The following is a 13,009-nucleotide window of genomic DNA, read 5'->3' as shown; positions in this document are numbered from 1 at the left end:
GGTCCGCGGACGCCAATCGGCTCGGAGATGAACGTCACACAGTTCCCCCTGCGGGGCCATCCGTCCGCCCCGTCCCCGATTCGGGGGATAGGCTGCTCCCAGAGGCTTCTGCGATACGGGAGGTGCGAGTGCCTGCGCGATCACTACCGAACGGCTCGGGTTTCGGTTCAGGTCTGGCGGGGATCATCCTCCCGGGCCGGCGCCAGTTCAGGAATCCGCTGGGACCCAGCGAAGCCGAGGTACGTGCCAACGTCGCAGGTGAGGCGAGCGCCGACGCAGCCCTCGCTCTGCACGTCGCGTCCGGCGAGGACACCGAGCTGGTCGAGCACGACGTTCCCCTCGACCTGACGGCTGCCGCGTTCTTCGACGTCGACAACACCATGGTCCAGGGCGCCTCGATCATCCACTTCGCGCGCGGACTCGCCGCCCGGAAGTATCTGAAGACCTCCGACCTCGTCGACTTCGCGTGGAAGCAGGTCAAGTTCCGCATCACCGGCAAGGAGAGCAGCGACGACGTCGCCTCCGGCCGCGAGAAGGCCCTGTCGTTCGTCTCCGGACGGTCGACGGCCGAACTCGCCCGGCTCGGTGAGGAGATCTACGACGAGGTCATCGCCGACAAGATCTGGCCCGGCACCCGGGCGCTGGCACAGATGCACCTCGACGCCGGACAGCAGGTGTGGCTGGTCACCGCGACCCCGGTGGAGCTGGCTCAGGTCATCGCGAAGCGTCTCGGTCTCACCGGCGCCCTCGGCACGGTCGCCGAGAGCGAGGACGGGATGTTCACCGGACGTCTGGTCGGCGACATTCTGCACGGCCTCGGCAAGGCGCACGCCGTGCGCGCCCTGGCGGTCCGCGAGGGCCTCAACCTCAAGCGCTGCACCGCCTACTCGGACAGCCACAACGACGTGCCGATGCTGTCGCTCGTCGGGACCGCGGTCGCGATCAACCCCGACACCGACCTGCGTGAGCTGGCCAAGAACCGGGGCTGGGAGATCCGCGACTTCCGGACCGGACGCAAGGCCGCCAAGATCGGCGTCCCCACCGCGCTGCTCCTCGGCGCGGCAGGCGGCGCACTCGCGGCCATCGTCGCGCGACGCCGCGAACAGGCGGCCTGAGCCGCCCGCCGCGGCTCAGCCCAGGAACACGTTCCGGCGCTTCGCCAGGAGCCGGTACAGCGTCTGCTGGATGGTCTCCCGGACATGGTCGGTGACCTCGAACAGTTCCATCGGGTCGTCGGCCGCCGACGCGTCGTACGTGTCGGTGACGATCGGCTTACCGAACTCGATGTACCACTTCGACGGCAGCGGCACGAGGCCGAGCGGGCCGAAGTGCGGGAAGAGCGGGGTGACCGGGAAGTACGGCATCCCCAGCAGCCGGGCGAGCGTCCCGAGTTCACCGATCTTCGGGTAGATCTCCTCGGACCCCACGATCGAGCACGGAATGATCGGCGCACCGGTCCGCATGGCGGCGGACACGAAGCCACCACGGCCGAACCGCTGCAACTTGTAGCGTTCGCTGAACGGTTTGCCGATGCCCTTGAAACCTTCGGGGAACACGGCCGCGACCTCCCCGTCCTGCAGCAGGCGCACGGCGTCCGGATGGCACGCGAGTGTGTGCCCGGCCTTGCGGGCGACACCACCGACCAGCGGCATCTCGAACGCCATATCGGCGGCCAGCATCCGCAGCGGGCGATGCGCGGGGTGATGGTCGTGAACGGCGACCGAGGTCATCAGGCCGTCGATGGGCAGCACACCGGCATGGTTCGCGACCACCAGCGCACCGCCGGTCGACGGGATGTTCTCGATACCGCTGACCTCGACGCGGAACCACTTGTCGAACAGCGGACGCAGGATGGGCAGCCACACGTTCTCGGCGAAGTGGGGGTCGTAGCCGAAGTCGTCGACGTGATAGTCGCCCGAGAGCCGGCGGCGCAGGAACTCGGCGGTGTTGACGATCTGCTCGGCCAGGGCGTGGCGCACGGCGTCGACGGCCGACGACTCGGTAATCGGCTCCGGTGGGGTGATCACGGCGGGCGGCGGCATCGCGGACGGATGTCTGCTCTCGCTCTGCTCACGCCTCGAACGTCCGATAGCGGTCCCGCGCGCGGCTGTCGCACCGTGCAACGGAATGACCTTCGCCACTTCGTTCACCTCTCCCCTTTCGCCGTGCCGGTAAGAGCGAGTAGTGCGTTCTCTGCTGCGTCGACCCATTCGTTCTTGATGATCGCCTTGACGCCGGCAGCACGAGCGAAGTCGTCGAGTGCCTGCATCGAGGTCCACCGTGGCTCGAAGGATAGTTCGGTTCGCATGCGCGTGGTGTCCAGTCCGCAACCGAAATGAAAGTATTCGAGTTGCTCGGTGGTGTACGACCGCATCACCGGACCCATCAGCGCACGCCCGAGGTTGCGGAACAACGCGAACGGCATCGGGACCTCGATCCGCCCGGCGCGGCGGATGGCCTGCGACATCATGACGACGCCGTCGCCCGCGACGTTGAACGTGCCCGCCGGACCCGACACCGTGGCCCGTTCCAGTGCGGCCAGCGCGTCCTCCTCGTGCAGGACCTGCAGGCGTGCGTCCCGTCCGAGAATGGTCGGCACGACCGGTGAGGTGAGGTACTGCGCGACCGTCGCGTTCAGTCGCGGCCCGACCAGCGGTGCTAGGCGGACGATCGACACGTCGATGTCGGGGCGCCTGCGACCCATTCCGCGCAGATACCCCTCGATCTCGATGCAGTCCCGCGCGTACGCGCCCGCGGGGCGGCGCCGGGCGCTCATCTCCTCGGTGAACTTGGCCGGGTCCTTGGCGCTGCAGCCGTAGACCACGGAGGCCGAACGCAACACGACCTTACGGACGCTCGGGGCCTTCTGGCAGACGGCGAACAACTGCATCGCGCCGATGACGTTCATGTCTTTCATGGCCGCGCGACTACCCGACTTCGGCGGGCGCGCCAACGTCGACGCGTGCACGACGGTGTCGACCTCGGCGTTGCGAATGACCTTGCCGATCAAGGGATTCCGAATGTCGGCGCGCACGAACTCGGCGCGGCCCATGCGGCGCAACATGTCCTTGCTCGGCGACACCGCGTCCACCGCGATCACCCGCTCGATGGCCGGATTCTGAGCGAGCCGGGTGACGAGGTATCCACCCAGAAATCTGCTTGCCCCAGTGACCAGCACGACGCGCGGCACCGCCGTCCGCGTAGTACTGTCTTCGTCACTCACAACCACTAAGGACCCCCGATCACGTAGCGAGTGACGTCAACGATACGTGCAGGAGGGGGATGGCGCTCCGCACAACGACAATTGGTCGGTCGCCCAATACGCGACGGGCCCGCCGTGAAACGAAGGATGCCCGCCACCGGAGGTGACGGGCATCCAGACGCAACTCTTTACTTACCGAGTTTCCTGCGCTGCACTCGGGTGCGGCGAAGCAGCTTACGGTGCTTCTTCTTCGACATGCGCTTGCGTCGCTTCTTGATCACTGAACCCATAGCGGGTGTCCCTCACGTTCTTCTCTAGCGTTCCTGCGCACGCCGATCACGTACGCTCGCGCCACTCTGGCGCCTGGGCCTCGTTTTAACTAGCTCAGCGCCTTACGACACCAGCTGGCTGGTACGACAGTCGCTAATCGTACCGGTGTAGGTCGTCTCCCCGGAAACCGAGGTCGATGACCCTCTTCGTGCCGATCGGTCAACCGGCGTCGAAGTACGAGGTTTCGAGGTAGTCGTGCACTGCTTTCGCATGCACTCTGAACGAACGGCCCACGCGGACGGCGGGCAGTTCGCCGCTGTGCACCAACCGGTACACAGTCATCTTGGACACTCTCATCAGCGTCGCTACCTCGGCGACGGTGAGAAATTGCGTTCCGGCCAGTGCCGGTTGTCCGTCCGGGGCCGAGCCCTTGGACGGCTTTTTTGCAGACGTCATCAACCACTTACCTCCGGCACGTCTCGCGCCGCCGGCTTCCCCTCCGGCGGAACAGACACGCACGTGCTACTTCGAGCTTAGCGGGACGGATGGGGTTACTGCGACGGGTGTGGGCAATCGAATATTCATTCGGTCGTCGTGCCGAGTTCGGCAGAACGAATTTTCGCGGCTTCGAGGGCGTCGAAAAATGCTGTTCGGAGTCCGTTTCCCTCCAGACGGCGGATTGCCGCCGCGGTGGTTCCGCCGGGCGAAGTCACGGCGGCACGAAGTTCGGTCGCGCTCTCCCCCGACCTGTCCAGCATGGCCGCGGAGCCGACCATGGTCTGCACGACCAGCTCGGTCGCGGTCGCCCGGGTCAGTCCGAGCCCCACGCCCGCGTCGATCATCGCCTCGGCGACAAGGAAGAAATAGGCCGGACCGGAGCCGGAGACTGCGGTGACGGCGTCTATCTGCGATTCGGGAACGACGACGACCTTGCCGACCGACGACAGGACGCCGCGGACCAGGTCGAGGTGTTCCTTCTTCACGTGCCTGCCGGGCGCGAGCACGCTGACGCCCTCACCGACCAGCATGGGCGTGTTGGGCATGACCCGGACCACGGGGAACCCGGCGGGCAGTCTCGTCTCGTAGAAGGCGGTGGGGATGCCGGCAGCGAGCGAGACGAGCAACTGCTCGCGCTCGCCGTCGAGTTCGACCTTGGACACCTCGGTGAGCGCGGACTCGACGTCTCCCGGCTTGACGGCCATCACGATGACGTCGGCGCCTTCGGCGGCGTCGGTGGGAGTGGTGACCCGCACCGAGTACGCCGCGGCCAGCTCGTCGGCGCGCGCCGGGTGCTGCTCGGCCACCACCAGATCCTTGACGGCGTGACCTGCCTGCAGAAGCCCCGAGATGAGGGCCTCGCCGATCTTGCCGCCTCCGATTACCGCAATTCTCGTCATGGCGAACAGCCTGCCACGACGCTCTGCGGCGCCCTCCTAGCGGGGGATCATCGCCAGTTGCCGGCTCTGCACGACGATCGCCCCGGTCGAGTCGAGGACGGTGTGGTCCTCCTCGAACCAGGCGCCGCCGAGCACCGTGCTGCTGGCCATCACGCGCAGCCAGCCCGGCGCGGGCTGCCTGCGCAGGTAGGTGGTCAGCTGGACCGTGGGCGCCCAGCCGAACATGCCGCGGTTCATCGTCACGGGGGCGCTGATGTCGCCGGTCATGATCGCGAACAGCGCCGCCGTGTCGGGATCGCTCTCGTCGCCTGCGCGCGGTCGCACCCACATGCGGACCTCGGGTTCGCCCTGGTTGCCGGTCAGGAAGTGCGCCGACGTCCCGTCCACCCGCATGTCGCAGCCCTGGGCCACGTGGACGATCTGCCCCATCGGGTGGTCGGCCGTGAGCACGACGGCGTCGGCGGGCGGTTCCACCGGGAGCTGCGCCAGGGCGTGGTCCCCGCTGTACTGCGGTTCCCCCACGTCGGGGACACCGAGCGTGACCGACGCGTGTACGGCGACGCGGTCGCCCTGCGTCAGCTCCACATCGACGAACGACACCTGCTTGCCCTGCTTGCGCACCGTCGTCGACAGCGTCACCTCACCCGGATCGGGGGCGGACAGGTAGTTGGCCCCGACCGCGAGGGGCTGCACCCGGGACGGCCCGGCGTCGCCGGTCTCGTCGAGCAGTCGCCTGCGGGCGGCAGCGGCGCAGAGCGACATCATCGAGCCGCCGTGCACCTTGGGGCCGATCGTCCAGATCGGGTCGATCGACGCCCGGTACATCCCGTCACCGGCAGCGGTGAGGACGTTGAGATCGTGGAAGGGAGTTGAGCTCACTGCTGGTCCTGTTCTTCGGGGTTCCGGAGACGCTTCTGCGCGACGTCCTGGTGTGCGAGCCGGCGCATCGCGGCGATCACCGGCTCGTAGACGGCCGTGCCGAGCACCGCGTACCGGATCGCGTCCTCGGCCGATGCGGTGGGCATGAGCCCGATGTCGATCTCGGCGATCCCGCGCACGTGGCGCCCGTAGGCGTCGAGTCGCTCCTCGGTCATCGGGATGCCGGCTTCCTCGAGTGCCGCGAGGGCACGTTCGAGCTGACCGACCGCCACGTACCGGGGGTCGTACACCTGCCCGAGCCTGTCGAGGACGGCGCGGGCTCGCGGGAACTCGTCGGCGTCGTCGGCGGGGGTGTCGAGGTAGGGCGGGAGTTGCGCGATGGCCTGGCCGAGCACGTCGAACAGCGAGCCGTCGGGGTGGTCGACGAGGCGGAGTATCTCCCGGATGCGGGGAATCGGCAGTCCGGCTCCGGCCAGCGCCTTGACCAGGCCCAGGCGCTGTACGTGCTCCTCGCCGTACCGGGCCTGGGTGGCGCTCGTCGCCTCGCCGGGCATCAGCAGACCCTCGCGCAGGTAGTACTTCACCGTCGCGAGCGGAACGCCGGTGCGGGCGACCAACTCGGAAACGCGCACGGCCCCTCCTTCGGCGGCTCGACTGGATACTGAAACTATCCAATGTTGCCACCAGCTTACCGGAGGAGAAACCCGGCAGACACCTCAGGTGTCGTCGTGATCGCCACCGGAGTGGCTGCGCGGCGATCCCGACGCGGCGCGGCCCGGTTCGAGGTGTTCACGGGCGAAGGCCAGTGCCTGCGCGAGCATCGACGACCGTTCCCGCTGCGTGCGGGCGTTCTGCGTGTTGATCTCGACCACCGCCTGCCCGTCGAACCCGGTGTCGACGAGGTGCCGGCACAGCTGCGCGCAGGGCTGGGCGCCGTGACCGGGAATGAGGTGCTCGTCCATCGACGCACCCCGGCCGTCGGCGAGGTGGAGATGCGCGAGGCCCTCCCCCATCCGCTCCGCCAGTTTCATCGCATCCATCCCGGCCGTGGCCGTGTGCGACAGGTCGAGCGTGTAGTGGGCGTGCCCCGAATCGGTGGGGTCGTAGGACGGGCTGAACGCCGACAGCGCCGCCCCGGGTCCGCCGCGCCGCCGCAACCTCTGGGCGGATCTCTCCTTGCTGCCGAAGAAGCCGTCCGCCCGCATGGGGAACATGTTCTCGACCGCGACGATCACGTCGCTGCGCTGTTCCAGGTCGGCCACCTGATCGGCGAAGCCGTCGGCGTACCGGCGCTGCCAGCGGAACGGGGGGTGCACCACGACGCTCGTCGCCCCGAGCGATTCTGCGGTGCGGACGGAACGCTCCAGCTTCGCGACCGGGTCGGCGCCCCACACCCGCTGCGAGATGAGCAGGCACGGCGCGTGGATCGCCTGGACCGGGATCGCGTACCTGCGCACCAGCGCGGCCACGGCGGCGGCGTCCTGGCTGACCGATTCGGCCCACACCATCAGTTCGACGCCGTCGTATCCCAGATCGGCCGCGTACCGGAAGGCCGCCTCGGTGTTCTCCGGGTACACCGAGGCCGTCGACAGGCCCACCAGTACCTTCCGCCCAGGCGGTGACCGTCGAACCTGCTCGTGCCCATTGTCCCCGACCATGAGCAACTCAGCCCGACGCAAGCATGAAGGCTAACGGCCCCAGAGTGACGATCATCCCGACGACGACGGCGATCACGAAGCTGGTGATGTCGTCGGTGCGGCGCAGGATGCGGACCATGGCGACCAGGCCCACGATGACGAGCAGCGCCAGAATCAGCGCGACCCACGGGAAGACGTCCCACAGCTTCTCGAAACCCTTGAAGAGCAGGGCCCCGGCGATCACGGCCACGACGCCCTGACCGATGAGAACGACCCACTCGCGGGTGGAGTTCTCGCCGGCCTCGTCCTTGCCTGCCTTCTCCGCTTTCGCGGCCTCGGCCTTCTCTGCCTTCGCCTCCTTGCGGGAACGGCGCGGGGTCTCGGACTTCTGCGTGTCGCCGTCACGCTTCTCGGTGTCCGCCTCGCCGGTGGCGGCCTCGATGAGATCCGTCTGCTCGGCCGCGTTCGCCGCATCCGAGTCCCGGGACTGGCGCATCAGGTCGCCGGCCAGCGTCGATCCGGACAGCAGCGCGGGTTCCGGCTTCGCCTTGGCGGGAGCCTCCGGCTTCGGTGTCTTCACGAACTTCGACGCGCCGTTCGACGCCGCTGCGGCACCCTTCGCCGCGCTTTGCGCCTTCGCGGGGGCTCCGGATTTCGCCGGAGCCTCGGGCTTCGCCGGTGCGTCGGACTTCGCGGCCGGTACGGCCTCGGCCGCTGTGTCGGGCTTGGCCGGGGTTTCGGGCTTGGCCGGGGTTTCGGTCTTCGGCGCCGGTGTCACACGCGGAGCCGCGACGGTCGGCGCCGGCTCCGGCTTCTTCACGGCCGGGGCGGCAACGGTCGGTGCCGGTGCAGAAGCCGCGGCCTCGGGCGCAGGCGGTTCCTTCCGGACTGCGCGGCTGACCCACGTTCCCTGGTGATCGCGCGACGTCCCGCCCGACACCACGGCGCGGCCGCGGCCGGCGGGGCGACTGGCGATGGGCTCGTCGTCGTCCTCGTCGCTGTCGTCGACCGGAGCCTTGAAGGCCGCCGTGCGCTCGTCGGCGCGCGCGGACGGCGTTGCCGGCGCGGGCGTGCGTGACGGCTCGGGCGCGGCGGGTTCCTGCTCCGGTTCGGGTTCGAGTGCCCGCGAATCGGACGGATCCCGGACCACCGGAATTTCACCGGTCAACTCGGCGACGGAGATTCCTCCCGCGACGCCGCGCCGACGCCGCCCGCCGCGGGACTCCACCTGTTGCCCGTTGCGTTTGAGCAGTTCTGACACAGAGATCTGCTGACTGTCCTCGGTCATCGAGCACCCACCATCAATTCACCGCCCATTTCCGTATCGAGCTTGCGGAGGATCAAACCCTCGCGCAGAGCCCAGGGGCAGATTTCGAGTTCCTCCACGCCCAGTGCTCTCATGCTGGCCTCCGCAACGAGTGCTCCAGCCACGATCTGCTGCGACCTGTCGGAGCTCACCCCTTCTAATTCTGCACGGTCCGAGGCCGTCATCCGCGAAATGAAAGCTATGAGTTGCCTGAGACCGCTGGCGGTGAGCGTGCGCTTGACCCGCGGGCCGGCACCGGACGGTGCGGCGCCCGTCAGCCGGGCCAGCGAGCGGAACGTCTTGGACGTGCCGACGGCCCGGTCCCACTGCCCCGCCGCGCGCAGTTCCTTCGACGGGACGGTCAGTTCTGCGTCCAGCCAGTCCCTCAGCACGGCCACGCGGCGCTTGCCCGGCGGGTCCTCCTCGAGCCAGTCCCGAGTGAGCCGTCCCGCGCCGAGTTGCAGCGACAGCGCGACGTCCGGGTCCTCGTCGCCGCCCGTCGTCAGTTCGAGGGATCCGCCGCCGATGTCGAGGTTCAGGATGCGGCCCGCACTCCAGCCGAACCAGCGGCGCACGGCGAGGAACGTCAGCCGCGCCTCGTCGACACCCGACAGGACCTCGAGCGTCACGCCGGTCTCGTCGTGGACGCGCGCCAGCACGTCGTCCGAGTTGTTGGCGTCGCGGACGGCGGACGTCGCGAACGCCATGAGTTCACCGCACCCGGATGTCCTCGCGATGCTGGAGAAGTCTGCCACCGTCGTGACCAGGCGATCTGCACCCTGAGTGGTGATGTCACCCCTGTCGTCGGTGTTCTCCGCCAGCCTCAGAGTCGACTTGGTCGAACTCATCGGTGTGGGGTGGCCGCCCCTGTGGGCGTCCACTACGAGAAGATGGACGGTGTTGCTTCCGACGTCGAGTACCCCTAGTCGCACATTGACACGGTACTGGGTCTACCGTCGGGCTTTGTGACAGCACGTAACGCAGGGCGTTCACACAAGATGACACCCAGCCCCGAAGTACCCCTCGACTTCGCTCGCGAATGGGTCGAATTTCCCGATCCCGACAACGCCGAGCACCTCATCGCCGCGGACATGACGTGGCTGCTATCCCACTGGACCTGCGTGTTCGGCACCCCGGCCTGCCAGGGCATCATCGGCGACCGACCGGACGACGGCTGCTGTTCGCACGGCGCGTTCCTCTCCGACGAGGAGGATCTGGAGAAGCTGAACAAGTCAGTGAAGCTGCTCACACCCGAGGACTGGCAGTTCATGGAGAAGGGGCTCGGCAAGAAGGGATACATCGAGGAGGACGACCTCGAGGACGAGCCCGCGCTGCGCACCCGCCGGTATCAGGGAGCCTGCATCTTCCTGAACCGCCCCGGCTTCGAGGGCGGCGTCGGTTGCGCGCTGCACTCGATGGCACTCAAGCGCGGGATCGAGCCGCTCGAGGTCAAGCCCGACGTGTGCTGGCAGCTCCCGATCCGCCGCACCCAGGAGTGGGTGGAACGTCCGGACGGCGAGCAGATCCTCAAGACCACCATCACCGAGTACGACCGGCGCGGCTGGGGTGAGGGCGGCTCGGACCTGGACTGGTACTGCTCGGGCTCACCCGACGCCCACGTGGGCGCCAAGGCCGTCTGGCAGTCGTACGCGCCGGAGTTGACGGAACTGCTCGGCAAGGCCGCGTACGCGGAATTGGCGAAGCTGTGCAAGCGCAGGGCAGGCCTCGGACTCGTCGCCGTCCACCCCGCCACCGTGGCCGCGCAGAAGAAGGCCGCCGGGTAACGGATCGGACCCACCGGTCGATTTAGCCGTCACGGCCCCATTCCGGGCACAGCCACGACGGGAGAGACCATGTTCGCTCGCATTCTGACCGGTGCCCTGCTGACCGCCGCTGCCACGCTCGCCCTCGCGCCGACGGCGTCCGCCGACCCGACCCCGGACTGGAACACCTTCTACGACAAGACGGCGAACTTCGTCGCACCGTTCGATCCCGGCGCGTTCGGCGACAAGGGCGACCGCGCGCTCGTGCTGAGCCCGTACGGAACCGGCCGGGTCATCGAGTGCAAGGGCGACGGACACTACGTCGCCGTCTACTGCAGGCAGTTCGACGACCAGGGCCGCGAGCACGCGATCACGCAGATCATCTCCGCGCCGTTCCGCGGTGTCTACGTGTACAACCCGTTCTGACCGACGCCCGTCCGACAAAGCCCACGAATTCGTCAGCCGCACCGGCAATTGCCTGTGCGGCTGACGAATTCGTGCGCAACTGTCGCGGATCGGCGTCCGCTCACGCCTCCAGTTTGTAGCCCAGCCCGCGGACTGTGACGAGGTGTTCAGGCTTGGCCGGGTCGGTCTCGATCTTCGAGCGCAGACGCTTGACGTGCACGTCGAGGGTCTTGGTGTCGCCGACGTAGTCCGCTCCCCACACCCGGTCGATCAACTGTCCGCGGGTGAGCACCCGGCCCGAGTTCCGCAGCAGGTACTCGAGGAGGTCGAACTCCTTGAGCGGTAGCGTGACGGCATCGCCGTTCACCTGGACCACGTGCCGTTCGACGTCCATCCGGACCGGTCCGGCCTCGAGGACGGCCGAGTCCTGCGCGACGTCGAGTTCGCTGTCTACGCCTCGGCGCAGCACCGCGCGGATGCGGGCGATCAGTTCCCGCGCGGAGTACGGCTTGGTGACGTAGTCGTCGGCGCCGAGTTCGAGGCCCACCACCTTGTCGATCTCGCTGTCCCGTGCCGTCACCATGATGACGGGGACACCGGATCGGCTGCGAAGTTGCTTGCAGACGTCCGTGCCGCTCATGCCGGGCAGCATGAGGTCGAGGAGGACGATGTCGGCACCGGCCCGGTCGAATTCGGCGAGCGCGGACGGTCCGTCGCCGACGATCGTCGTCTCGAATCCTTCCTTGCGGAGCAGGAAGGCCAATGGGTCGGCCAGTGACTCCTCGTCTTCCACGATCAGCACACTTGTCATCGCTTGGCCTCCATACCGGTTTCTCTCCTCCCGACAGTTCCGCCGTCGGCGTCCCCGCCGTTCGTCTCTACTGTCTCGATGTGTGCAGGAATCTGCAGGGTAAACGTCGAACCTGTTCCGGGCTTGCTCCACAGGTCGATCGATCCGTTGTGGTTGGCGGCCACGTGCTTGACGATCGCGAGGCCGAGTCCCGTTCCGCCGGTCGCCCGGGCCCGTGCCTTGTCGACGCGGAAGAAACGTTCGAAGACGCGTTCCTGGTCGGCCTTGGCGATGCCTTCGCCGCGGTCGGTCACCGAGATCGCCACATTGTCGCCGCGGATGGACCGGCTCACCGAGACCGGCGATCCCTTCGGCGAATAGGCGATGGCGTTCTGCACCAGGTTGGACAGCGCGGTGACGAGCAGCGCGCGGTCGCCGAGCACTTCGTAGCCGCTGTGGTGGTCCGTGGTGACGGCGATGCCTGCGGCTTCCGCGGAGATCTTGCACCGCTGCAGGGCCTCGTCGACCACTTCATCGACGGAAACGGCCTCGAGGTCGGGCAGTTTCTCGGCGCCCTGCAGCCGGGACAGCGCGATCAGTTCGGTGACCATCTTGCCGAGCCGGACGGATTCACCGAGCACGCGTTCGCCGAAGTGCCGGACCGACTCGGGGTCGTCCGCCGATTCGAGGAGCGCCTCCGCCAGCAGTCCCATCGCGCCGACGGGGGTCTTGAGTTCGTGGCTGACGTTGGCGACGAAGTCGCGGCGGGTCGCTTCCATCCGCACCTGCTCGGAGTCGTCGTCGGCGAACAGGACCACGAAGTTGTGGTCTTCCTTGCTGAGCAGGCGTGCGGTGCCGCGCACCGCGATCCGGTCGCGTCCCCGCTGCGGGGTCTTGGTGCTCAGGTCGACCTCGACGGGTTCGCCGGTTTCGAGGACGCGGAGCGCCGCCACCCACGCACGGTCGTCGACGAGCCGGTTCCGCACCAGGCCCAGCTCTTCGGCGCGGGGGTTGAACAGGACGACGTCGTGGAACTGGTCGACCACGGCGATGCCGCTCTCGGATGCCAGCACGATCAGGTCGAGGACCTGCGACATCGTGAGCCCCGACGTCTCTTCCATTCGCTGCGCCTGCCGGGTGGACAGCATGGGGATCAGCACGCCACCGACGAGGTAACCGACGAAGCCGCCCACGATGGCAAGCAAGACGGCTTGAACAACACTCACGCCTGAATCGTACGTTCGCGCGGCGGGCCGGTTACGCAGGGTCCAGGCATTTCCGCGCACGTCACACGCGGGAACCGGAGTCTTCGTCCGCAGTTAACCTGCTGTTGGCCGGACGTCCCGCGAACGGGACGTCC

15 protein-coding genes are annotated in these 13,009 nt (G+C 68.0%); 3 read left to right on the top strand and 12 right to left on the bottom strand.

Annotated elements, in window-relative coordinates:
- Positions 1-128 precede the first annotated feature (128 nt).
- On the top strand, positions 129-1,115 hold the full coding sequence (locus JWS13_RS35335) for an HAD family hydrolase (protein WP_160102014.1): 987 nt from the start codon (positions 129-131) through the stop codon (positions 1,113-1,115).
- 15 nt (positions 1,116-1,130) lie between these two features.
- On the opposite strand, the gene JWS13_RS35330 is transcribed toward JWS13_RS35335, so the two are convergent.
- The 10 genes from JWS13_RS35330 to JWS13_RS35285 form a co-directional block, all read right to left on the bottom strand.
- The gene (locus JWS13_RS35330; RefSeq protein ID WP_206010034.1) at positions 1,131-2,150 is read right to left on the bottom strand and encodes a lysophospholipid acyltransferase family protein; all 1,020 of its coding nucleotides are present in this window, start codon (positions 2,148-2,150) and stop codon (positions 1,131-1,133) included.
- Positions 2,147-3,190, bottom strand: coding sequence for an NAD-dependent epimerase/dehydratase family protein (locus tag JWS13_RS35325; protein WP_124395140.1), 1,044 nt, complete (start codon positions 3,188-3,190; stop codon positions 2,147-2,149). The genes JWS13_RS35330 and JWS13_RS35325 overlap by 4 nt, the downstream gene beginning before the upstream one ends.
- Before the next feature lie 200 nt (positions 3,191-3,390).
- Positions 3,391-3,492: a 30S ribosomal protein bS22 gene (locus JWS13_RS35320; protein WP_003402602.1), complete on the bottom strand. Its 102-nt coding sequence runs from the start codon at positions 3,490-3,492 to the stop codon at positions 3,391-3,393.
- Between the two features lie 199 nt (positions 3,493-3,691).
- Positions 3,692-3,928: a helix-turn-helix domain-containing protein gene (locus JWS13_RS35315; protein ID WP_005258384.1), complete on the bottom strand. Its 237-nt coding sequence runs from the start codon at positions 3,926-3,928 to the stop codon at positions 3,692-3,694.
- 125 nt (positions 3,929-4,053) lie between these two features.
- On the bottom strand, positions 4,054-4,869 hold the full coding sequence (gene proC / locus JWS13_RS35310; protein WP_206010033.1) for a pyrroline-5-carboxylate reductase: 816 nt from the start codon (positions 4,867-4,869) through the stop codon (positions 4,054-4,056).
- 36 nt (positions 4,870-4,905) lie between these two features.
- The gene (locus JWS13_RS35305) at positions 4,906-5,748 is read right to left on the bottom strand and encodes a thioesterase family protein (RefSeq protein ID WP_206010032.1); all 843 of its coding nucleotides are present in this window, start codon (positions 5,746-5,748) and stop codon (positions 4,906-4,908) included.
- On the bottom strand, positions 5,745-6,380 hold the full coding sequence (locus JWS13_RS35300) for a MerR family transcriptional regulator (RefSeq protein ID WP_206010031.1): 636 nt from the start codon (positions 6,378-6,380) through the stop codon (positions 5,745-5,747). Before JWS13_RS35300 ends, JWS13_RS35305 begins: the two co-directional genes overlap by 4 nt.
- Before the next feature lie 84 nt (positions 6,381-6,464).
- Positions 6,465-7,406 (bottom strand): sugar phosphate isomerase/epimerase family protein, encoded by a 942-nt coding sequence (locus JWS13_RS35295; RefSeq protein WP_206010030.1) that lies wholly within the window; start codon positions 7,404-7,406, stop codon positions 6,465-6,467.
- Positions 7,407-7,413: 7 nt separating this feature from the next.
- Positions 7,414-8,673 (bottom strand): hypothetical protein, encoded by a 1,260-nt coding sequence (locus tag JWS13_RS35290; RefSeq protein ID WP_206010029.1) that lies wholly within the window; start codon positions 8,671-8,673, stop codon positions 7,414-7,416.
- The gene (locus JWS13_RS35285; protein WP_124395131.1) at positions 8,670-9,623 is read right to left on the bottom strand and encodes a Ppx/GppA family phosphatase; all 954 of its coding nucleotides are present in this window, start codon (positions 9,621-9,623) and stop codon (positions 8,670-8,672) included. Before JWS13_RS35285 ends, JWS13_RS35290 begins: the two co-directional genes overlap by 4 nt.
- Positions 9,624-9,689: 66 nt before the next feature.
- Here JWS13_RS35285 and JWS13_RS35280 point away from each other — a divergent pair, with 66 nt between their 5' ends.
- Complete coding sequence (locus JWS13_RS35280; RefSeq protein WP_124395132.1) at positions 9,690-10,475, top strand: DUF3109 family protein; 786 nt, start codon at positions 9,690-9,692, stop codon at positions 10,473-10,475.
- A 69-nt stretch (positions 10,476-10,544) separates the two neighbouring features.
- Positions 10,545-10,880, top strand: a complete 336-nt coding sequence (locus tag JWS13_RS35275) for a hypothetical protein (RefSeq protein ID WP_087561669.1) — start codon at positions 10,545-10,547, stop codon at positions 10,878-10,880.
- A gap of 100 nt (positions 10,881-10,980) precedes the next feature.
- Here the strand turns inward: JWS13_RS35275 and JWS13_RS35270 are convergent, their stop codons facing one another.
- Positions 10,981-11,670, bottom strand: coding sequence for a response regulator transcription factor (locus JWS13_RS35270; RefSeq protein WP_072939844.1), 690 nt, complete (start codon positions 11,668-11,670; stop codon positions 10,981-10,983).
- On the bottom strand, positions 11,667-12,875 hold the full coding sequence (locus JWS13_RS35265; RefSeq protein WP_087561671.1) for a sensor histidine kinase: 1,209 nt from the start codon (positions 12,873-12,875) through the stop codon (positions 11,667-11,669). Before JWS13_RS35265 ends, JWS13_RS35270 begins: the two co-directional genes overlap by 4 nt.
- Between the last annotated feature and the right edge of the window lie 134 nt (positions 12,876-13,009).

The sequence above is a fragment of the Rhodococcus pseudokoreensis genome (genome assembly GCF_017068395.1).
Lineage (GTDB): Bacteria > Actinomycetota > Actinomycetes > Mycobacteriales > Mycobacteriaceae > Rhodococcus_F > Rhodococcus_F pseudokoreensis.
This window is presented reverse-complemented; position numbering and strand designations above follow the sequence as displayed.

What these genes read in the sequence shown, in the direction of transcription:
- JWS13_RS35320 (WP_003402602.1), bottom strand. Translation starts at nt 3,492, where the DNA reads ATGGGTTCAGTGATCAAGAAGCGACGCAAGCGCATGTCGAAGAAGAAG.
- JWS13_RS35315 (WP_005258384.1), bottom strand. Translation starts at nt 3,928, where the DNA reads ATGACGTCTGCAAAAAAGCCGTCCAAGGGCTCGGCCCCGGACGGACAA.
- proC (WP_206010033.1), bottom strand. Translation starts at nt 4,869, where the DNA reads ATGACGAGAATTGCGGTAATCGGAGGCGGCAAGATCGGCGAGGCCCTC.
- JWS13_RS35295 (WP_206010030.1), bottom strand. Translation starts at nt 7,406, where the DNA reads ATGGTCGGGGACAATGGGCACGAGCAGGTTCGACGGTCACCGCCTGGG.
- JWS13_RS35290 (WP_206010029.1), bottom strand. Translation starts at nt 8,673, where the DNA reads ATGACCGAGGACAGTCAGCAGATCTCTGTGTCAGAACTGCTCAAACGC.
- JWS13_RS35280 (WP_124395132.1), top strand. Translation starts at nt 9,690, where the DNA reads ATGACACCCAGCCCCGAAGTACCCCTCGACTTCGCTCGCGAATGGGTC.
- JWS13_RS35275 (WP_087561669.1), top strand. Translation starts at nt 10,545, where the DNA reads ATGTTCGCTCGCATTCTGACCGGTGCCCTGCTGACCGCCGCTGCCACG.
- JWS13_RS35270 (WP_072939844.1), bottom strand. Translation starts at nt 11,670, where the DNA reads ATGACAAGTGTGCTGATCGTGGAAGACGAGGAGTCACTGGCCGACCCA.